The organism is Streptomyces sp. NPDC053367 (genome assembly GCF_044545925.1).
GTDB lineage: Bacteria > Actinomycetota > Actinomycetes > Streptomycetales > Streptomycetaceae > Streptomyces.
In genome coordinates this window covers 196,423-215,167 of sequence record NZ_JBITYN010000003.1, presented here as the reverse complement: position 1 = coordinate 215,167, position 18,745 = coordinate 196,423, and the positions used below count along the sequence as shown (strand labels likewise).

17 protein-coding genes are annotated in these 18,745 nt (G+C 69.3%); 10 read left to right on the top strand and 7 right to left on the bottom strand.

Translation table 11 applies throughout. The features are described from left to right. Positions 1 to 212 precede the first annotated feature (212 nt). Entirely contained in the window at positions 213 to 2,936 is a 2,724-nt protein-coding gene (locus ACIGXJ_RS10635) for a transglycosylase domain-containing protein (RefSeq protein WP_399642978.1), read from the top strand. Positions 2,937 to 3,105: 169 nt separating this feature from the next. After that, positions 3,106 to 4,602 carry a glycosyltransferase family 87 protein gene (locus tag ACIGXJ_RS10630; RefSeq protein WP_399642977.1) on the top strand — a complete coding sequence of 499 codons (1,497 nt, stop codon included), beginning with the start codon at positions 3,106 to 3,108 and terminating at the stop codon, positions 4,600 to 4,602. Between the two features lie 137 nt (positions 4,603 to 4,739). Here ACIGXJ_RS10630 and ACIGXJ_RS10625 read toward each other — a convergent pair whose 3' ends face one another. The 3 genes from ACIGXJ_RS10625 to ACIGXJ_RS10615 all read right to left on the bottom strand — a co-directional run bounded on the left by ACIGXJ_RS10625 (position 4,740) and on the right by ACIGXJ_RS10615 (position 7,513). Continuing rightward, positions 4,740 to 5,771 carry an alanine racemase gene (locus ACIGXJ_RS10625; RefSeq protein ID WP_399642976.1) on the bottom strand — a complete coding sequence of 344 codons (1,032 nt, stop codon included), beginning with the start codon at positions 5,769 to 5,771 and terminating at the stop codon, positions 4,740 to 4,742. 121 nt (positions 5,772 to 5,892) lie between these two features. After that, positions 5,893 to 7,014, bottom strand: a complete 1,122-nt coding sequence (gene femX / locus ACIGXJ_RS10620; protein ID WP_399642975.1) for a peptidoglycan bridge formation glycyltransferase FemX — start codon at positions 7,012 to 7,014, stop codon at positions 5,893 to 5,895. Between the two features lie 187 nt (positions 7,015 to 7,201). Next, positions 7,202 to 7,513 carry a hypothetical protein gene (locus ACIGXJ_RS10615; RefSeq protein WP_399642974.1) on the bottom strand — a complete coding sequence of 104 codons (312 nt, stop codon included), beginning with the start codon at positions 7,511 to 7,513 and terminating at the stop codon, positions 7,202 to 7,204. A gap of 265 nt (positions 7,514 to 7,778) precedes the next feature. Here ACIGXJ_RS10615 and rpsF point away from each other — a divergent pair, with 265 nt between their 5' ends. The 4 genes from rpsF (at position 7,779) to rplI (ending at position 9,492) form a co-directional block, all read left to right on the top strand. Continuing rightward, on the top strand, positions 7,779 to 8,069 hold the full coding sequence (gene rpsF / locus ACIGXJ_RS10610; RefSeq protein WP_009189556.1) for a 30S ribosomal protein S6: 291 nt from the start codon (positions 7,779 to 7,781) through the stop codon (positions 8,067 to 8,069). Between the two features lie 77 nt (positions 8,070 to 8,146). Continuing rightward, entirely contained in the window at positions 8,147 to 8,734 is a 588-nt protein-coding gene (locus ACIGXJ_RS10605) for a single-stranded DNA-binding protein (protein ID WP_399642973.1), read from the top strand. A gap of 56 nt (positions 8,735 to 8,790) precedes the next feature. After that, positions 8,791 to 9,027, top strand: coding sequence for a 30S ribosomal protein S18 (gene rpsR, locus ACIGXJ_RS10600; protein WP_003949403.1), 237 nt, complete (start codon positions 8,791 to 8,793; stop codon positions 9,025 to 9,027). 18 nt (positions 9,028 to 9,045) lie between these two features. Next, positions 9,046 to 9,492 (top strand): 50S ribosomal protein L9, encoded by a 447-nt coding sequence (gene rplI, locus ACIGXJ_RS10595; RefSeq protein ID WP_399642972.1) that lies wholly within the window; start codon positions 9,046 to 9,048, stop codon positions 9,490 to 9,492. Between the two features lie 246 nt (positions 9,493 to 9,738). On the opposite strand, the gene ACIGXJ_RS10590 is transcribed toward rplI, so the two are convergent. After that, positions 9,739 to 11,076 (bottom strand): MATE family efflux transporter, encoded by a 1,338-nt coding sequence (locus ACIGXJ_RS10590; RefSeq protein WP_399642971.1) that lies wholly within the window; start codon positions 11,074 to 11,076, stop codon positions 9,739 to 9,741. Positions 11,077 to 11,537: 461 nt separating this feature from the next. On the opposite strand from ACIGXJ_RS10590, the gene dnaB reads away from it, so the two are divergent. Continuing rightward, positions 11,538 to 13,004, top strand: a complete 1,467-nt coding sequence (gene dnaB / locus ACIGXJ_RS10585) for a replicative DNA helicase (RefSeq protein ID WP_399642970.1) — start codon at positions 11,538 to 11,540, stop codon at positions 13,002 to 13,004. A 145-nt stretch (positions 13,005 to 13,149) separates the two neighbouring features. Then, a complete protein-coding gene (locus ACIGXJ_RS10580) occupies positions 13,150 to 14,535 on the top strand; it encodes a serine hydrolase domain-containing protein (protein ID WP_399642969.1) in 1,386 nt (461 codons plus the stop codon). Positions 14,536 to 14,640: 105 nt separating this feature from the next. Here ACIGXJ_RS10580 and ACIGXJ_RS10575 read toward each other — a convergent pair whose 3' ends face one another. Next, positions 14,641 to 15,093, bottom strand: coding sequence for a GNAT family N-acetyltransferase (locus tag ACIGXJ_RS10575; protein ID WP_399642968.1), 453 nt, complete (start codon positions 15,091 to 15,093; stop codon positions 14,641 to 14,643). Positions 15,094 to 15,102: 9 nt separating this feature from the next. Next, positions 15,103 to 15,561 (bottom strand): MarR family winged helix-turn-helix transcriptional regulator, encoded by a 459-nt coding sequence (locus ACIGXJ_RS10570; RefSeq protein ID WP_399642967.1) that lies wholly within the window; start codon positions 15,559 to 15,561, stop codon positions 15,103 to 15,105. 137 nt (positions 15,562 to 15,698) lie between these two features. Between ACIGXJ_RS10570 and ACIGXJ_RS10565 the strand changes: the two genes are divergently transcribed. After that, positions 15,699 to 16,907 carry an MFS transporter gene (locus tag ACIGXJ_RS10565; RefSeq protein ID WP_399642966.1) on the top strand — a complete coding sequence of 403 codons (1,209 nt, stop codon included), beginning with the start codon at positions 15,699 to 15,701 and terminating at the stop codon, positions 16,905 to 16,907. Positions 16,908 to 17,003: 96 nt separating this feature from the next. Here ACIGXJ_RS10565 and ACIGXJ_RS10560 read toward each other — a convergent pair whose 3' ends face one another. Next, complete coding sequence (locus ACIGXJ_RS10560; protein WP_399642965.1) at positions 17,004 to 17,870, bottom strand: GNAT family N-acetyltransferase; 867 nt, start codon at positions 17,868 to 17,870, stop codon at positions 17,004 to 17,006. Between the two features lie 242 nt (positions 17,871 to 18,112). Between ACIGXJ_RS10560 and ACIGXJ_RS10555 the strand changes: the two genes are divergently transcribed. Next, positions 18,113 to 18,745, top strand: a complete 633-nt coding sequence (locus ACIGXJ_RS10555) for an HAD family hydrolase (protein WP_399642964.1) — start codon at positions 18,113 to 18,115, stop codon at positions 18,743 to 18,745.

Here is an 18,745-nt window from a genome sequence, read left to right as displayed (position 1 = left end):
TGGGGTGAACTCCGGGGCTAGGCAGGTTTTGGCGGTGCGTAGTCTGTGCGGCATGCATACCGCCGGGAACCGCGTGACGCCTGGGGACGTCCTGGTCCCTGGTGCAGTACGGGTGAATGCGGAACAGACCGCGTCCGTACTTCGGGGGGACCGGAAACCAGCTGCCGTTTCCAGGCGCGCAGGGGTGCGCCTGCCCGAGGAGTAGTCGTTCGATGAGCGAGCACCGTCGCAAACCGCCGCAGCCGCAGGGAGGCGGACGGGCCGCGGCCAGACGCGGCCCGTCCGGCTCGTCCTCCGGCCGCCGAGCGGCACCGCGAGGCGCCACCGGATCTCCTTCCGACGCGTACGGGCCGGGAGGCGAGGAGCCTATGTACGGCGGCCGCGCCGAGGCCCGGCGCGCGGCACAGCGCAGTGGAGGCGGCCGTCGCCGGGCCGCCGAGCCCGGCCGTGGCGGCCGGCGCGCTGCCCCCGGTCCGGGTGGCCCCGGGCGGGGCAGGGCGCGGGCCGCGGATCCCGGCCGCAAGCGGTTCATCGACTACCCGCGCGCGGGCCGGTACGGCTGGAAGCGCTGGATGCCGTCCTGGAAGCTCGTCTCCGGCCTGTGCCTCGCCTTCCTGGGCGGCCTGGTCGCGATCGCGGGCGTCGGCTACGCGCTGGTGACCGTCCCGAACGTGCAGGACACGGCGACCGCGCAGAACAACGTCTACTACTGGTCCGACGGCACCGAGATGGTCGCCACGGGCGGTGAGACGAACCGGCAGATCATCAACCTGTCGCAGATCCCCGAGGAGATGCAGAACGCCGTCATCTCCCAGGAGAACAAGACGTTCCGCACCGACAAGGGCGTCGACCCCAAGGGCATCGCCCGAGCCATGTTCAACATGGCACGCGGCGGCAGCACCCAGGGCGGCTCGACCATCACCCAGCAGTACGTCAAGAACGCGATGCTGGGCGACCAGTCGCAGACGCTGTCCCGGAAGTTCAAGGAGCTCTTCGTCTCGATCAAGGTGGGCGCCAAGCTCTCCAAGGACGAGATCATGGAGGGCTACCTCAACTCCGCCTACTACGGCCGTAACGCCTACGGCATCCAGGCGGCGGCCCGTGCGTACTTCAACAAGGACGCCATCGACCTGAACCCCGGCGAGTGCGCCTTCCTCGCGGCCACCCTCAAGGGCGCCACGTACTACGACCCCGCGGGCGCCCCCCAGATCGACCCCGCGGAGGCCACGAGGGAGAAGAACCAGCGCCGGGCACTGCGCCAGCAGCAGGACACCCTCAACAAGATGGTCGAGTACGGCCACCTCGACCCGGCCACGCGCGCCAAGTACAAAGAGCTGCCCAAGATCCAGAACCCGCGCTTCAACACCGCGCTGAGCGGCCAGATCGGTTACCTGGTCGACCTCGCCAACGGCTACATCGTCAGCCACAGCGAGGAGACCGGGATCACCCAGGACAAGCTGCAGCAGGGCGGCTACTCCATCTACACGACCTTCGACAAGAAGAAGGTCAAGGCGCTGGAGGCCGCGGTCAAGAAGGTCCGCAAGGAGAACATCGACCCCAAGAAGCGCCCCGACAAGGACTCGCACGTCCAGTTCGGCGGTGCCTCCGTGGACCCGGCGACCGGTGCGATCAGGGCCATCTACGGCGGTGAGGACGCCACCAAGCACTTCACCAACAACGCCGACGAAACCGGTGCCCAGGTCGGTTCGACCTTCAAGCCGTTCGTGCTCGCGGCGGCGATGACGTGGGGCGTCCGGGATCCTGACGGCCCCGAGGTGCAGGCTCAGGACGAGCGCACGGTCGTCTCCCCCAAGAGCCTGTACAGCGGCCAGAACAACCTCAAGATCAAGAAATACGACGGGTCGGTCTGGACGAACGAAGAGGGCAAGGAGTGGCTCCAGGAGAACGACGGCAAGGAGTCGGTCGGCAAGGCGCCCAAGTACATGATCGACCTGCGTGAGGCGATGCGTCAGTCGGTGAACTCCGCCTTCGTGCAGCTCGGCATGGACGTCGGCCTGGACAAGGTCAAGGAGGCCGCGGTCGCCGCCGGCCTGCGCGAGGACAGCCTGGCCGGTACCGGCTACCCGTCCTTCTCCATCGGTATCTCCGACCCCAGCGCCATCCGCATGGCCGGCTCCTACGCCACCTTCGCCGCCAGCGGCAAGCAGCGTGAGCCGTTCTCGGTGCAGAAGGTCACCAGCAAGGACGGCGCGGTCTACACGCACAAGACGCAGACCAAGCAGGCGTTCACCTCGAAGGTGGCCGACAACGTCACCGACGTGCTGAAGACCGTCGTCGAGGAGGGCACGGGTACCAACGCGGCGCTGCCCGGCCGGGACGTGGCCGGTAAGACCGGTACCACCGACGAGAACAAGTCGGCCTGGTTCGTGGGCTACACGCCGCAGCTGTCGACCGCGATCACCATGTTCCGGTACCCGGACGACGAGAAGATGAAGAACCGTACGTTCCTGCCGATGTACGGCACCGGTGACCAGGACTCGATCCACGGTGCGTCGTTCCCCTCGGAGATCTGGCACGACTACATGGACGAGGCGCTGGACGGGCTGCCGGCGGTGAAGTTCCCGGAGCCCGAGCCCATCGGTGAGGTCATCAACGCGGAGCCGACGCCGACGCCCACGCCCTCGCCGACCGAGTCGGAGGAGGAGCCGACCCCGACGCCGTCGCCCTCCAAGGACAACAAGCCCGAGCCGTCGCCCACGCCGACCCCGAGCGACACCTGCAACAACTGGTGGAAGTGTGACGACACCACCACGGGCGGCACGGACACCGGAGGCACCGACACGGGAGGCCTGGACACGGGCGGTACCGACGGTGGGGTGAGTACGTCACCGACGCCCTCACCCACGGACGGTGGCAACGGCAACGGCAACGGCGGCAACAACAGCGGAGGAATCTTCGAAGGAACGACCGGTTAGCCACCGTCGGCTTCCGTAAGCCGTCGTTCGTTGCCGTTTCGCCAGGAGCGGGTGTTTCACGTGAAACAGCCCTCGATCCGCCGAAGCAGGTGTTTCACGTGAAACATCGGGCCGCCGCACCCACCCGGGTGCGGCGGCCCTCGGCGTTTTCCCAGCCATCTACGGCAGGATGTGCCCCATGCCCAGTGCAGAAGGAACGCAAGCCCGTCCGACCGACCCGGTGGCGCCGAGCCGGGCCGACTCGGTCGCCGCGAGTGGCAGCGAGCTGATCGGCGGTCCCCTCGGACGGCACGCCCTGCTCGGCACGTCGTGGTGGACGCCCGTGCGGATCATCGCGCTCGTGGCGATCGGCATGTTCGCCCTCGGCCTGGTCCAGAAGGCGCCCTGCTACAACGGGGGCTGGTTCTTCGGCGCCAGTACGCAGTACACCCATGCCTGCTACTCCGACATCCCGCACCTCTACAACGGGCGCGGTTTCGCTGACGGGCTCGTGCCGTACTTCGACCGGCTGCCCGGCGACATGGAGTACCTCGAATACCCGGTGCTGACCGGTGTGTTCATGGAGGTCGCCGCCTGGCTGACACCCGGCAGCGGCAGCATCCAGGACCAGGAGCAGTGGTACTGGATGGTCAACGCCGGGATGCTGATGGCGTGCGCGGCGGTCATCGCCGTCTGCGTCACCCGCACCCATGCCCGTCGGCCCTGGGACGGTCTGCTGGTCGCGCTGGCGCCCGCCTTCGCGCTCACGGCGACCATCAACTGGGACCTGCTGGCGGTCGCCCTGACGGCCTCGGCGATGCTGATGTGGTCCCGTGGGCGGGCCCTGGCCTTCGGAGTGCTGCTGGGGCTCGCCACGGCCGCCAAGCTGTATCCGTTCCTGCTGCTGGGGCCGCTGCTCGTCCTGTGCTGGCGAGCGGGGAAGTGGCGGGAATTCGGCACGGCCCTGGCAGGTGCCGCCGGGGCCTGGGTGGTGGTGAACCTGCCGGTGATGGTCTTCGCCTTCGACGGGTGGTCGAAGTTCTACACCTTCAGCCAGGAGCGGGGCGTCGACTTCGGCTCCTTCTGGCTGATCATGGCGCAGAACTCGAAGGACCCGCTGGAGACCGACACCGTCAACACCCTCGCCACCCTGCTGATGCTGCTGTGCTGCGCGGGTGTCGCCGCACTCGCGCTGATGGCGCCGCGCCGGCCCCGCTTCGCCCAGCTGGCGTTCCTGATCGTCGCGGCGTTCATCCTCACCAACAAGGTCTATTCGCCGCAGTACGTGCTGTGGCTGGTGCCGCTGGCCGTACTGGCCCGGCCCCGGTGGCGCGACTTCCTGGTCTGGCAGGCGTGCGAGGTCGCGTACTTCCTCGGGATCTGGCTGTACCTCGCGTACACGACCAGCGGCGACGCCCACAAGGGCCTGCCCACCGACGGCTACCACTGGGCGATCGGCGTACACCTGGCGGGGACGCTGTACCTGTGCCTCGTGGTCGTCCGCGACGTCCTCATGCCGCACCGGGACGTGGTCCGCCGGGAGGGAGACGACGATCCCTCGGGCGGCGTCCTCGACGGTGCGGAGGACGTCTTCGCCCTCGGCCGCGCGGCCCGTCCCCCGCGGCACGCGGCTCACTTCGAGGGGCCGCAGGTGGAGTGGGGCGCCTCGGAGAAGAGTTCGCCCTGAGCGAACAGGGCACGGCAGCCGTCACGGCGGCGGGCCCTGCGCGGCCACGCCCTTGCAGCCGGCCAATGCAGAAGGCCGTACACGGAGGTCCGTGTACGGCCTTCTTGCGTGTCCTGCGGGGTGAACCCCCTGGAGCCTCAGCGGTCGACGAGCCGGTCGAACTGCGTGGTGGTGTGCCGCAGATGGGCCACCAGTTCGTCGCCGACCTTCGGCTCGGGGGCGTCGGCCGGCACGAACAGGATCGACACCTGCATGTGCGGCGGCTCCGCGAACCAGCGCTGCTTGCCGCCCCAGACGAACGGGGAAAGGTTCCGGTTGACCGTGGCGAGGCCGGCGCGTGCGACCCCCTTGGCGCGCGGCATGACGCCGTGCAGCGCCTTGGGGGCCTCCAGGCCCACGCCGTGGGACGTGCCGCCCGCCACGACCACCAGGAAGCCGTCCGAGGCCGCCTTCTGCTGGCGGTAGCCGAAGCGGTCGCCCTTGGCCACCCGCGTGACGTCCAGGACGGCCCCGCGGTACTCGGTGGCCTCGTGGTCGCCCAGCCACAGCCGGGTGCCGATCCGCGCGCGGAACCGGGTCTGCGGGAACTGCTGCTGGAGCCGGGCCAGTTCGTCAGCCTTGAGGTGGCTGACGAACATCGTGTGCAGCGGCAGCCGGGCCGCGCGCAGCCGGTCCATCCAGCCGATGACCTCCTCGACGGCGTCCGAGCCGTCGGTGCGGTCCAGGGGCAGGTGGATGGCGAAGCCCTCAAGCCGGACGTTCTCTATGGCGGCGTGCAGCTGCGGCAGGTCCTGCTCGCTGATGCCGTGCCGCTTCATCGAGGACATCACCTCGATGACCACCCGGGCGCCCACCAGGCCGTACACGCCGTCCACCGACGACACCGAGCGGATGACCCGGTCCGGCAGCGGCACCGGCTCCTCGCCGCGCCGGTAGGGCGTCAGCACCAGCAGGTCACCGCCGAACCAGTCCTTGATGCGCGCGGCCTCGTAGGTCGTGCCGACGGCCAGGACGTCGGAGCCGAGCCGCGTGGCCTCCTCCGCGAGGCGCTCGTGGCCGAAGCCGTAGCCGTTGCCCTTGCAGACCGGCACGAGCCCCGGGAACTGCTCCTGCACGTGCTTGTGGTGCGCCCGCCAGCGCGCGGTGTCGACGTAGAGCGTGAGCGCCATGGCCGGACCTGGAACCTTTCTCGTGGCTGCGGTGTGTCAGAGGTAGGGGAGCTGTCGACGGTACCGAAGCGCGTGACGCGCGGTCGGTGACGCGACGAGAAGCGCCGGGACGGCTGCTCGGTCAGCGGCGCGACATGTAGATGTCGAGCGCCTTGTGCAGCAGCTTGTTCAGCGGGAAGTCCCACTCGCCGAGGTACTCGGCGGCCTGTCCGCCCGTGCCCACCTTGAACTGGATCAGGCCGAAGAGGTGGTCGGACTCGTCCAGCGAGTCGGAGATGCCGCGCAGGTCGTAGACGCTCGCGCCGAGCGCGTAGGCGTCGCGCAGCATCCGCCACTGCATCGCGTTCGAGGGCCGGACCTCACGGCCGATGTTGTCCGAGGCGCCGTAGGAGTACCAGACGTGCCCGCCGACGATCAGCATGGTCGCCGCGGACAGGTTGACGCCGTTGTGGCGGGCGAAGTACAGCCTCATCCGGTTGGGGTCCTCGGAGTTGAGGGCCGTCCACATGCGCTGGAAGTACGACAGCGGGCGGGGCCGGAAGTGGTCGCGCACCGCGGTGATCTCGTAGAGCCGCTGCCACTCCTCGAGGTCGTGGTAGCCGCCCTGGACGACCTCGACGCCGGCCTTCTCGGCCTTCTTGATGTTGCGGCGCCACAGCTGGTTGAAGTTCTTGTGGACCTCTTCCAGGGACCGGTTGGCCAGCGGCACCTGGTAGACGTACCGGGGCTGTACGTCGCCGAAGCCGGCGCCGCCGTCCTCGCCCTGCTGCCAGCCCATGCGGCGCAGCTTGTCGGCCACCTCGAAGGCGCGCGGCTCGATGAAGTCGGCCTCGATGTCGCGCAGGCGCTTCACGTCCGGGTTCTGGATGCCGGCCTTGATGGAGCCCGCTTCCCAGCGCCGGATGATCACCGGCGGGCCCATCTTCACCGAGAAGGCGCCCTGCTGCTTGAGGTGGGCCAGCATCGGCTGGATCCAGTCGTCGAGGTTCGGCGCGAACCAGTTGATGACCGGGCCCTCGGGCAGATAGGCGAGGTAGCGCTTGATCTTGGGCAGCTGCCGGTAGAGGACCAGGCCCACGCCGACCAGCTCGCCGGTCCGCTCGTCGAACCAGCCGAGGTTCTCCGAGCGCCACTCCGCCTTGACGTCGGCCCATGCCGGGACCTGCATGTGGCTCGCCGACGGCAGGCTCTGGATGTAGGCCAGATGCTGCTCGCGGCTGATGGTCCTCAGGGTCAGGCTCATTCGGGGCGCTCCTCGGGCTGGTGTGTCCCCATGGGTACAGGGGCTCCGGCTCTCGCGCCGAAGCCTACTGCGCCTTGCGAGCGCCCTCACTGGGACGTACGGGGGCAACGCCCCGGTCCGTGGGCCACCGGGGCGTGCCGGGACGTGTCGTCAGCGGTCCCTCAGCGCCGTTGCGGCGCGGGTGTCCTCACCACAGGCTGCCGAAGAGGCCCCCGTGCGCCATGCCGAGGAAGAAGCCGACGGCGCATGCACCGAGGCCCAGGATCAGCCCGAAGCGCTCACGGGTGGTCTCGGAGACCCACTGTCCGTAGGCGCCGGTGATGATCCCCACCAGACCCGTCCAGGAGCTGAGCAGATGGAGGTTGTGGAACATCGCCGTGATGAAGGAGATCAGCCCCAGTACGACGGTCACGGCGAGCAGCGTGTCCTGGAGGGGGTGGGGCTTGCCGTCAGTGGCGAAGAGGGATCCGGCGGTGTTGGGTCGCAATGCTTGTGCCATGGGGCACCTCCTGCGGAGAACGGCGCATCGTAGCGCCATACACACCCGATGTGTACAGATTGACGGTCCCCGCGGCCTGATTTCAACCGGAAGCCGGTGTGCGGGTACTCTGTACCGTCTGCACCGGTGTCTGCCCAGACCGCGGCCAGGGAATCGCCCAGCGGGAACCTGATTGTCAGTGGTGGCCGATACCGTTGTCCACGCATCACAACCCTCCTGCCACGGAACGACCGTGGCCGCTGAGTCCAAAGGAGGTGGGTTCCACATGCGTCACTACGAGGTGATGGTCATCCTCGACCCCGATCTCGAGGAGCGCTCTGTCTCCCCGCTGATCGAGAACTTCCTTTCTGTCGTCCGTGACGGTGGCGGAAAGGTCGAGAAGGTCGACACCTGGGGCCGTCGTCGTCTCGCGTACGAGATCAAGAAGAAGCCCGAGGGCATCTACTCGGTCATCGACCTGCAGGCCGAGCCTGCGGTCGTCAAGGAGCTCGACCGCCAGATGAACCTGAACGAGTCGGTCCTCCGGACCAAGGTCCTCCGTCCCGAGACCCACTGAGCTTCCACGCCCAGCTGATCTCGGGTTTCGAGTAGTACCGCAAGCAGCCAGCAGCAAACCCGCCGAGAGGTTCCCCCATGGCAGGCGAGACCGTCATCACGGTCGTCGGCAACCTTGTCGATGACCCCGAGCTGCGCTTCACCCCCTCGGGTGCGGCGGTCGCGAAGTTCCGCATCGCGTCCACCCCCCGCACCTTCGACCGTCAGACGAACGAGTGGAAGGACGGCGAGAGCCTGTTCCTGACCTGCTCGGTCTGGCGTCAGGCGGCGGAGCACGTCGCCGAGTCGCTCCAGCGAGGCATGCGCGTCATCGTGCAGGGCCGGCTGAAGCAGCGGTCGTACGAGGACCGTGAAGGTGTCAAGCGCACGGTCTACGAGCTGGACGTCGAGGAAGTCGGTCCCAGCCTGCGCAACGCCACGGCCAAGGTCACCAAGACCGCCGGCCGCGGTGCCCAGGGTGGTGGCGGCGGCTTCGGCGGCGGCGGTGGCGGCGGCCAGCAGGGCGGCGGCTGGGGCGGCGGCTCCGGTGGCGCCCAGCAGGGCGGCGCTCCGGCCGACGACCCCTGGGCGACCGGCGCTCCCGCCGGTGGCCAGCAGGGTGGCGGCGGTGGCTGGGGCGGTGGCTCCGGCAACGGCGGCGGCTACTCGGACGAGCCCCCCTTCTAGACCCTCGGTCTGAGGCGGGGCTTACCCCAACTTCTTGATCACACAGGAGAAACACCATGGCGAAGCCGCCTGTGCGCAAGCCTAAGAAGAAGGTCTGCGCGTTCTGCAAGGACAAGGTCACGTACGTGGACTACAAGGACACGAACATGCTGCGGAAGTTCATTTCCGACCGCGGCAAGATCCGTGCCCGCCGCGTGACCGGCAACTGCACGCAGCACCAGCGTGACGTCGCCACGGCCGTCAAGAACAGCCGTGAGATGGCGCTGCTGCCCTACACCTCCACCGCGCGATAAGGGAAGGGTGACCGAAACATGAAGATCATCCTCACCCACGAGGTCTCCGGCCTCGGTGCCGCGGGCGACGTCGTCGACGTCAAGGACGGTTACGCTCGCAACTACCTGATCCCGCGGAAGTTCGCGATCCGCTGGACCAAGGGCGGCGAGAAGGACGTCGAGCAGATCCGCCGCGCTCGCAAGATCCACGAGATCCAGACCATCGAGCAGGCCAACGCTGTCAAGGCCCAGCTCGAGGGCGTGAAGGTCCGTCTGGCCGTCCGCTCCGGCGACGCCGGCCGTCTCTTCGGCTCCGTCACCCCGGCCGACATCGCTTCGGCGATCAAGGCCGCCGGTGGCCCCGAGGTCGACAAGCGTCGCATCGAGCTCGGTGCGCCGATCAAGACCCTGGGCGCCCACGAGACGTCCGTGCGTCTGCACCCCGAGGTTGCCGCCAAGGTCAACATCGAGGTTGTCGCGGGCTGATGACCGCGATCGGCTGAACAGCTGACAGGAAGGGGCCGCATCCCATGGGGTGCGGCCCCTTCTGTGTGCCCGATGCGGTTCCGTCCGGGGCTTGGACGCGGTTACAGCCGGCTCGCCGCCGCGGTTCCTTCCGTAGCTCGATACGGCTCCTCCCGGGTGCCCGACGCGCTTCCGTCCGGCCTGTTTCACGTGAAACGTCGGCTCTCGGCAGGAGCGGTCGGCAGCGACAGCCCTGGCCGGGAGGGGTCAGCGTGTCGCACCCGTGACGAGCCAGCGGCCTGAGCGGGTGCGCAGCCACAGGGTCGCCATCCGCACGGTCATCATCAGGGTCATGGCTGCCCAGAGGGCCGTGAGGCCTCCGCCCAGGGCGGGCACGAGCAGCGCGACCGGGGTGAACACTGCCAGGGTCACCAGCATCGCCCAGGCGAGATACGGGCCGTCCCCGGCGCCCATGAGCACCCCGTCGAGGGTGAAGACCACACCGCAGACCGGTTGGGACAGCGCCACGACGATGAGCGCGGGCAGCGCGGCGTCCGTCACGGTGGTGTCGCTGGTGAACAGTGGCAGGAACACCGGCCGGGCCGCGACGACCAGAGCGCCGAGCAGCACGCCGACCCCGATGCCCCACTGCACCATGCGACGGCAGGCGTCACGGGCGCCCTGGCTGTCTCCGGCGCCGAGGTAGCGGCCGATGATGGCCTGTCCGGCGATCGCGATGGCGTCGAGGGCGAAGGCGAGCAGGCTCCACAGCGACAGGATGATCTGGTGTGCGGCGACCTCGGCGTCTCCCAGGCGGGCCGCGACCGCGGTGGCGATCATCAGGATCGCCCGCAGCGACAGCGTGCGTACGAGCAGCGGTACACCCGCGTGCGCGGAGGCCTTGATCCCGGCGGTGTCGGGACGCAGTGACGCTCCGTGCCTGCGGGCTCCGCGGACCACGACCACGAGATAGGCGGCGGCCATGCCCCACTGGGCGATGACCGTGCCCCAGGCGGAGCCGGCGATGCCCAGGTCGGCGCCGTAGACGAGGCCCGCGTTCAGGGCGGCGTTGGCGACGAAGCCCGCGACGGCGACATAGAGCGGTGTCCTGGTGTCCTGCAGGCCGCGGAGCACTCCGGTGGCGGCGAGCACGACGAGCATGGCCGGGATGCCGAGGGCGGAGATCCGCAGATAGGTCGTCGCGTGCGGAGCGGCTGTCTGGGAGGCACCGAAGAGGTCGATCAGGAATGCCGCGGTCGGCAGGACGACGGCTATGACGCCGGCGCCGAGCAGCAGGGCCAGCCAGATGCCGTCCATGCCCTGGCGGATGGCGGCCTGGAGGTCGCCGGCGCCGACCCGGCGGGCGACCGCGGCCGTGGTGGCGTAGGCGAGGAAGACGAAGACGCTGACGGCTGTCGCCAGGAGGGCCGAGGCGACGCCGAGCCCGGCGAGCTGTGCGGTGCCGAGGTGGCCCACGATGGCGCTGTCGGCCATGAGGAAGAGGGGCTCGGCGACGAGTGCGCCGAAGGCCGGGACGGCCAGCGCGAGGATCTCGCGGTCGTGCTGTCGTCGGGTGGCCTCGGGGGGCGCGGGAGCCTGCGTCATGACTGCCAATGTAGTCGTCCACAGGTAAGAGATGCAAAGCATTAGCACCCCTTACTCGTCGTCACTGTGAGTGTGCTTCCCCACAGGTTCAGAGCTGATCTTGGCCCGACTGGGGAAGTTTTTCTTCTGCACAGCCGGTGGATGGGAAAACCGCAGGTCAGCGCCGTGCCCGCGCAGACTCTGGGGGCTTGTTCACAGGGCTGTCCACCGGGTCGTGCACAGGTTTCGCGGAGTTCTCCACAGCATCTGGGCCGTCGTCCACATGGCCTGTGGATAACCAGATTGGCTGACGGTGCCCGGGGGCCTACCGTGGTCCGGCGCCCGCTCCGTCCGTCGGTCGTGCAAACGACACAAAACCGACGTGCCAGAAACGGAGTTGGGCTTCTCGTTTTGTCAGTGCCGTGCCGTAGAAAAGAGGGGCACGGCGAGGTCCGCTCGGCGGACGGGAGGAGGTGGCTCGGTTGAGCATTTCCGAGCCCTTGGACGACCCGTGGGCCGACAGTGGGCCGGGGGATCGTCTGCCGGCCTCCCGCAGGCGCAGCGACGGCGGCCGAGGCCGCGAGGAGCAGCACGACCGCGGTGAGTGGGAGGGCGGGGGCCAGGCCTTCGAACGCGTGCCGCCGCAGGATCTGAACGCCGAGCAGTCCGTCCTGGGCGGCATGCTGCTCTCCAAGGACGCGATCGCCGACGTCGTGGAGATCCTCAAGGGCCACGACTTCTACAAGCCCGCCCACGAGACGATCTTCCAGGCGATCCTCGACGTCTACGCCAAGGGCGAGCCGGCCGACCCCATCACGATCGCCGCCGAGCTCACCAAGCGCGGCGAGATCAACAAGGTCGGCGGCGCCTCGTATCTCCACACCCTCGTCCAGACCGTCCCGACGGCCGCGAACGCCGAGTACTACGCCGAGATCGTCCACGAGCGGGCCGTGCTGCGCCGCCTGGTCGAGGCGGGCACCCGTATCACCCAGATGGGATACGCGGGCGAAGACGACGTCGACGAGATCGTCAACCGCGCCCAGGCGGAGATCTACGCCGTCACCGAGCAGCGCACCAGCGAGGACTACCTCCCGCTCGGCGACATCATGGAGGGTGCCCTCGACGAGATCGAGGCGATCGGCTCGCGCAGCGGCGAGATGACCGGTGTCCCCACCGGCTTCACCGACCTCGACTCGCTCACCAACGGCCTGCACCCCGGCCAGATGATCGTCATCGCCGCGCGTCCCGCCATGGGTAAGTCCACACTCGCGCTGGACTTCGCCCGCGCCGCGTCCATCAAGCACAACCTGCCGAGCGTCATCTTCTCCCTCGAAATGGGCCGCAACGAGATCGCGATGCGTCTGCTGTCCGCCGAGGCCCGCGTCGCCCTGCACCACATGCGGTCCGGCACGATGACGGACGAGGACTGGACCCGGCTGGCCCGCCGGATGCCCGAGGTGTCCTCGGCGCCCCTCTACATCGACGACTCCCCGAACCTGTCGATGATGGAGATCCGCGCGAAGTGCCGTCGGCTGAAGCAGCGCAACGACATCAAGCTCGTGATCATCGACTACCTCCAGCTGATGCAGTCCGGCGGCTCCAAGCGTGCCGAGAGCCGTCAGCAGGAGGTCTCGGACATGTCCCGTAACCTCAAGCTCCTCGCCAAGGAGCTGGAGGTCCCGGTGATCGCGCTCTCGCAGCTCAACCGTGGTCCCGAGCAGCGCACGGACAAGAAGCCGATGGTGTCCGACCTGCGTGAGTCCGGCTCCATCGAGCAGGACGCCGACATGGTGATCCTGTTGCACCGCGAGGACGCGTACGAGAAGGAGTCGCCGCGCGCGGGCGAGGCCGACATCATCGTCGGCAAGCACCGTAACGGCCCCACCGCGACCATCACGGTCGCCTTCCAGGGCCACTACTCCCGCTTCGTGGACATGGCTCAGACCTGATCCACGCCGAGGCCAAGGGGCGCGGCGCTCGGCAGCCGGAAGCCGCCGGCGGACAGTGAGCGGGTGGGAGTCCGCCGAGGACGCTGTCACGCCTCGGGCCGAAACCGGCTCGACGGGGAGCCGTCCCGGCGGGTGGACTGGGCCCATGACACCAGCTCAGGAAGACCTTCTGCCCGCCACGCGCCGGGCGCTGCTGCACCGCGTCGCCGTCGGTCAGGCCGAGGGGCGGGCCCCGTCGCTCGTGGCGGCCGTGGTACGCGGCGGGCGGGCCGTGTGGCACGGCTCGAGGACGTCGGTCGAAGGCCATGGCCCCGACGAGAACGTGCAGTACAGGATCGGCTCGATCACCAAGACCTTCACCGCAGTGCTCGTCATGCGCCTGAGGGACGAAGGGGTGCTCGACCTGGGCGACCCCCTGGAGAAGCATCTGCCTAGCACAGGTGCCGGAGAGGCGACGATCCGGGAACTGCTCGCCCACACCGGCGGACTGGCCGCGGAGTCCCCGGCGCCGTGGTGGGAGCGCACACCGGGCTCACTGCGCCCAGAGCTCTCCGACGTGCTGGGCGAGCGGCCCTTTGCGCACCCGGCGGGCGCGCGGTTCCACTACTCCAACCCCGGCTATACGTTGCTCGGCGCGCTCGTCGAGAAGTTGCGAGGGGCGCCCTGGGAGGACGTGCTGCGCCGTGAAGTGCTCGAACCCCTCGGTCTGGAGCGCACCGGAGGACAGCCGCAGGCTCCTCACGCGGGCGGCTGGGCGGTTCATCCGTGGGCCGATGTGATGATGCCGGAACCCCTGGAGGACCTCGGCCGGATGGCACCCGCAGGGCAGCTCTGGTCCACCAGCGGTGACCTGGCCCGTTTCGCGGTCTTCCTCGCCCGGGGCGACGAGCGGGTGCTGAGCGCGCAGAGCCTCCGGGAGATGCGGACCCCCGCGGCGCCGGCCGAGGCCACGGAAGTGGTGGACGGCACCGCCTACGGGCTCGGTCTGCAGATCCAGCACCGGCACGGCCGGCTGCTCGTCGGCCACTCGGGATCACTTCCGGGCTTCCTGGCCAACCTCACCATCAGCGTGGCCGACGACGTGGCTGCAGTGGTCCTCGCCAACTGCACCTCGGGTCCGCAGATCGCGGCGCTGGGTGCCGACCTGGTCCGGCTCGTGGCCGAGGCCGAGCCGCGCATCCCCGAGCCCTGGCGGCCCCTGCGCGAGGCCGACTCGGCGACGCTGGACCTGGCCGGTCCGTGGTACTGGGGAACCAGCGCCTTCGGGCTGCGCCTGACGGCCGACGGACTGCTCTGGCTCGGTCCGCTATCGGGAACGGGCCGCCGCTCGCGGTTCCGGGCGAACGGCGACGGTACCTGGACGGGCCTGGAGGGCTACTTCGCCGGCGAGGTGCTGCGAGCCGTGCGACGGCCGGACGGTTCCGTGAGCCATCTCGACCTCGGCTCGTTCGTGTTCACTCGTAAGCCGTACGACGAGACAGCCGATGTGCCCGGCGGGGTGGACCCGGGCGGCTGGCGGGGGATCGGCTGACGCGCTCGTGGCGCTCCAGGGGCTGTGTTTCACGTGGAACGACGAAGGGCTCTCGTTTCACGTGAAACAACATGAAGGGTTCGGAGCCCCTGGGCGCCCCGGCTCTCACAGGGGGAGCTTGAAGCCCACGTGGGAGGCGACGAAGCCCAGCCGCTCATAGAAGCGATGGGCGTCGGTACGGGTCACATCAGACGTCAGTTGCACCAACTGGCAGCGCTGGCGCCGCGACTCCTCGATCGCCCACTCGATGAGCTGGGTACCTAGTCCGCTGCCGCGCTCGTCGGCGTGGACCCGGACGCCCTCGATGACCGACCGGGTGGCGCCGCGGCGGGAGAGGCCGGGGATGACGGTCAGCTGAAGCGTGCCGACGACGGCGCCGTCGCGCACGGCCACGACCACATGCTGATTCGGATCGGCGGCGAGCCGCTCGTACGCCGTCAGATAGGGCGTCAGATCGTCGGGCGACTCACGCTGGGCCCCCAGCGGGTCGTCCGCGAGCATGGCGACGATCGCGGGGATGTCCTCCGCCGTGGCCCGGCGTATCTCAAGATCTTCCATGCCCGCAGCCTAGGCGGGCACCTTCAGAGACTCCACGACCCGCACCAACGGGGCCAGTTCAGGGTTTCTGGCGGCCTCGTCGAGCGCTTCCCGCAGAGCGGTGTCGTTGGTCGGCCGGGCCTCCTCCAGGAGCTTCAGGCCGGCCGGGGTGACGTTGGTGTAGATGCCGCGTCGGTCGGTGGGGCACAGATAGCGCTCCAGCAGCCCGCGGTCCTCCAGCCGGGTGACCAGGCGCGTGGTGGCGCTCTGGCTGAGGACGACCGCGTCGGCGACCTGCTTCATCTGCAGATGGCCGCCCTCTCCGTCGTGCTGCCGGCTGAGGACGTCCAGCAGGGAGTACTCGCGCACGCTCAGGTCGTGCCCCGTCTGCAGGGCGCGCTCGATGTGCGCCTCGATCCTCCCGTGGAGCAGGGAGAGGGCGCACCAGCCCTGGGACAGGGCGGTGAGCGCGGGGTCCGTCGCTGTCATGGGCGTTCCTCCTCCGAAGCGGCTGCTACCAGGGTAGAGCACCGATGCAATAGCCCGCTCTTGCATCTAACGCGCGTCTGCAACTATTGTGAGGACACGTAAAGCGCACCTGCAAACGTCTGGGAAGGTCTACCCCCATGCCTCTCGCGCTTCTGGCCCTGGCCATCGGGGCCTTCGGAATCGGCACGACCGAGTTCGTGATCATGGGTCTGCTGCCCGAGGTCGCGAGCGACTTCGGGGTCTCCATCCCCACCGCCGGCTTCCTCGTGACCGGTTACGCACTGGGCGTGATGTTCGGCGCCCCGCTGATGACGGTCCTCGGCACCAAGATCCCGCGCAAGCGGATGCTGATGCTGCTGATGGGCCTGTTCATCGCAGGCAACCTGCTCTCCGCCCTGTCCCCGGCCTTCTCCTTGATGCTGGCCGGACGCGTGGTCGCCTCACTCGCCCATGGAGCCTTCTTCGGTATCGGCGCGGTCGTCGCCGCCGAACTGGTCGCGCCGGACAAGAAGGCCGGTGCCATCGCGATGATGTTCACCGGTCTGACCGTCGCCAACGTCGTCGGCGTCCCGCTCGGCACCCTCGTCGGACAGTCCCTCGGCTGGCGCGTCACCTTCGGTCTCGTCGCCGCCCTCGGTGTGGTCGGCCTCGCCGGCATCGCCCGGCTGGTCCCCGACCTGCCCAAGCCGGAAGGCGTCCGGCTGCGCCATGAGCTGGCCGCGTTCAAGAACGTCCAGGTCCTGCTCGCCATGGCGATGACCGTCCTCGGTTTCGGCGGCGTCTTCGCGGCCATCACCTACATCGCGCCGATGATGACCCATGTCACCGGCTTCGCCGAGGGCTCCGTGACCTGGCTGCTGGTCCTCTTCGGGCTCGGCATGGTCGGCGGCAACCTCGTCGGCGGCAAGTTCGCCGACCGGGCCCTGATGCCCATGCTGTACGTGTCCCTGGGCGCGCTCGCCGTCGTCCTCACCCTGTTCACGCTCACCGCGCACGACAAGATCCTGTCGGCCGTGACGATCACCCTGATCGGCGCCCTGGGTTTCGCCACCGTGCCGCCCCTCCAGAAGCGCGTCCTGGACCAAGCGCACGGCGCGCCCACGCTGGCCTCGGCCGTCAACATCGGTGCCTTCAACCTGGGCAACGCCCTGTCCGCCTGGCTCGGCGGCCTCGTCATCGCGGCCGGTCTCGGCTACACCGCCCCGAACTGGGTCGGTGCCGTGCTCGCCGCCTCAGCGCTGGTTCTCGCCGTCCTCTCTGCCGCCCTGGAGCGCCGGAGCGGCAGCCCGAGCACCGTGGTCGCCCGGTCCACGGCAGACACGGAGCGGGTCGCCGTACACGGCTGACCCCGCCCGGAAGAGTCGCCGTCCCCGGCTTCTCCGCCAGAAGACACGTGAGCGCCGGTCCCCACGCAGGGACCGGCGCTCACGACGTCTTCGACGTCAGCCCGCCGCCACCGTCAGCGGAGCGAACCGGCGGCTCCAGTCACCCGGCAGCTCCCCGATGCCGTACGTCATGACGGCGTTGAAGGCGACGGACTGCAGGCCCCGCTCCTTGGCCCAGCCGATCAGCTCGCTGTGCCGTACGTCGATGTCGGTGCGCAGCGGCCGGTCGGTGCGTGCGGCGAGCGAGGTGATGAGGGCCTTGGCCGTGTCGGTGTCACGGGCGATCAGTGGGCCTACGACATGGGTGTCCATGTTGGGCCAGGCGGCGGCGTAGCCGATGATCCGGCCGTCCTCCTCGGCGACGTGGAGCAGATCGGCGAAGGCCGGCAGCCGAGTGATCATGTGCGTGCGGTCGGTGCCGAAGACCGGCTCGTCGAGCCGCAGGACCGAGGTGAGGTCCTCGGCGGTGGCCGCCCTGGTCGAGACCCCGGGCCCCGCGCTCTCGGGGCTGAAGCGGCCGCGCAGCATCTCGGCCCGCCCGACGGCCTTGAACCCGAGCTCCTCGTACAGCGGGCGACCGTGGGGAGTCGCGTGCAAGGTCAGGGGGGTGGTGCCCATGGTCGCGACGACATGCCGCATCAGACGGCGTCCGACGCCCTGCCGGGCGTACCGCTCCGAGACCAGGACCATGCCGATGGCCGCCAGATCGGGGCGGTCCTGTGGGCCGTACTCGGTGACGACGCAGGCGCTCACGAGCCCGCCGTCGGGGTCGTCGATGCCGTACCCCCTGCCGGCCGTGAGGAGCAGGCCCCACTTGTGCTCCTCGCGCGGCCACCCCCTGTTCTCGGACAGGTCGGCGCAGGCGGTGAGATCGCGGAGCGTCAGACGGCGGATGGGCAGAGCGGAGAGGGAAGGTGTCGGCACGCAGGTCAGGCTGTCCGACGGGGACCCTCGGCGTCCACCTGTTTGGGCCGAGACGTAGGCCCTTTTGGCCACGCTGTGGCGCACTGCACGGCCGGTCGGCGGATATGCGCCGTTTCACGTGAAACAACGGCGAACACCGGGCGACCGACGCCTGACGCTCAAGGGCGAACGGGGAGGGGAGCCTCGCTCAGGGACCGGACGCAGGGCCTCCTCGATCACCGACCCCGTTAGCCTCAGGGCTCATGGCACGCCTTCACCTCTTCGATCTCGACGGCACTCTGCTCCATGGCACGAGCGCGCCGCGGGAGATCTCCCGGCAACTCGGTCTGGAGGCCGAGACGGTCGCCCTGGACCGCGCGATCTCCACGGGGCTCATAGAGCCGCCGGAGTACGCGCTGCGTGTGCACACCCTGTGGGCGAATCTGACCGAAGAGCATGTGGCTGCGGCCTTCGAGTGCGCGCCCTGGCTGACCCGTATCCGTGAGGTGTGGGCCGAGATAAGGAGCCGGGGCGAGTACTGCGCCGTTGTCTCGCTGTCCCCGTCGTTCTTCGTGGAGCGGCTCACGGACTGGGGTGCCCACGCCGCCTACGGCTCTCGCTTTCCCGCCGTGCCCTTCACCGAGCCGGTCGATCCGGCCGGGGTGCTGAGCGCGGCGGCCAAGGTGATGATCGCCGACCGGCTGTGCGCGGAGTTCGGCGTGAGCCGGTCGGCGTGTGTGGCGTACGGAGACTCGCTGTCGGACAAGGATCTGTTCGCCGTGGTGCCGACCTCCGTCGCCGTCAACGCGGACGATCACCTGGCGGGCCTCGCCACCCACGCGTACGCGGGCAGGGACCTGTGGGACGCCTACGCCCTGGTCCGGGACCCACGCTAG

Bases quoted from the DNA above. Each gene is read 5' to 3' on its own strand.
- rplI (WP_399642972.1), top strand. From the start codon at position 9,046: ATGAAGATCATCCTCACCCACGAGGTCTCCGGCCTCGGTGCCGCGGGC.
- ACIGXJ_RS10605 (WP_399642973.1), top strand. From the start codon at position 8,147: ATGGCAGGCGAGACCGTCATCACGGTCGTCGGCAACCTTGTCGATGAC.
- femX (WP_399642975.1), bottom strand. From the start codon at position 7,014: ATGAGCCTGACCCTGAGGACCATCAGCCGCGAGCAGCATCTGGCCTAC.
- ACIGXJ_RS10580 (WP_399642969.1), top strand. From the start codon at position 13,150: ATGACACCAGCTCAGGAAGACCTTCTGCCCGCCACGCGCCGGGCGCTG.
- ACIGXJ_RS10590 (WP_399642971.1), bottom strand. From the start codon at position 11,076: ATGACGCAGGCTCCCGCGCCCCCCGAGGCCACCCGACGACAGCACGAC.
- ACIGXJ_RS10635 (WP_399642978.1), top strand. From the start codon at position 213: ATGAGCGAGCACCGTCGCAAACCGCCGCAGCCGCAGGGAGGCGGACGG.
- rpsF (WP_009189556.1), top strand. From the start codon at position 7,779: ATGCGTCACTACGAGGTGATGGTCATCCTCGACCCCGATCTCGAGGAG.
- rpsR (WP_003949403.1), top strand. From the start codon at position 8,791: ATGGCGAAGCCGCCTGTGCGCAAGCCTAAGAAGAAGGTCTGCGCGTTC.
- ACIGXJ_RS10565 (WP_399642966.1), top strand. From the start codon at position 15,699: ATGCCTCTCGCGCTTCTGGCCCTGGCCATCGGGGCCTTCGGAATCGGC.
- ACIGXJ_RS10625 (WP_399642976.1), bottom strand. From the start codon at position 5,771: ATGGCGCTCACGCTCTACGTCGACACCGCGCGCTGGCGGGCGCACCAC.
- ACIGXJ_RS10570 (WP_399642967.1), bottom strand. From the start codon at position 15,561: ATGACAGCGACGGACCCCGCGCTCACCGCCCTGTCCCAGGGCTGGTGC.
- ACIGXJ_RS10615 (WP_399642974.1), bottom strand. From the start codon at position 7,513: ATGGCACAAGCATTGCGACCCAACACCGCCGGATCCCTCTTCGCCACT.
- ACIGXJ_RS10630 (WP_399642977.1), top strand. From the start codon at position 3,106: ATGTGCCCCATGCCCAGTGCAGAAGGAACGCAAGCCCGTCCGACCGAC.
- ACIGXJ_RS10575 (WP_399642968.1), bottom strand. From the start codon at position 15,093: ATGGAAGATCTTGAGATACGCCGGGCCACGGCGGAGGACATCCCCGCG.
- ACIGXJ_RS10555 (WP_399642964.1), top strand. From the start codon at position 18,113: ATGGCACGCCTTCACCTCTTCGATCTCGACGGCACTCTGCTCCATGGC.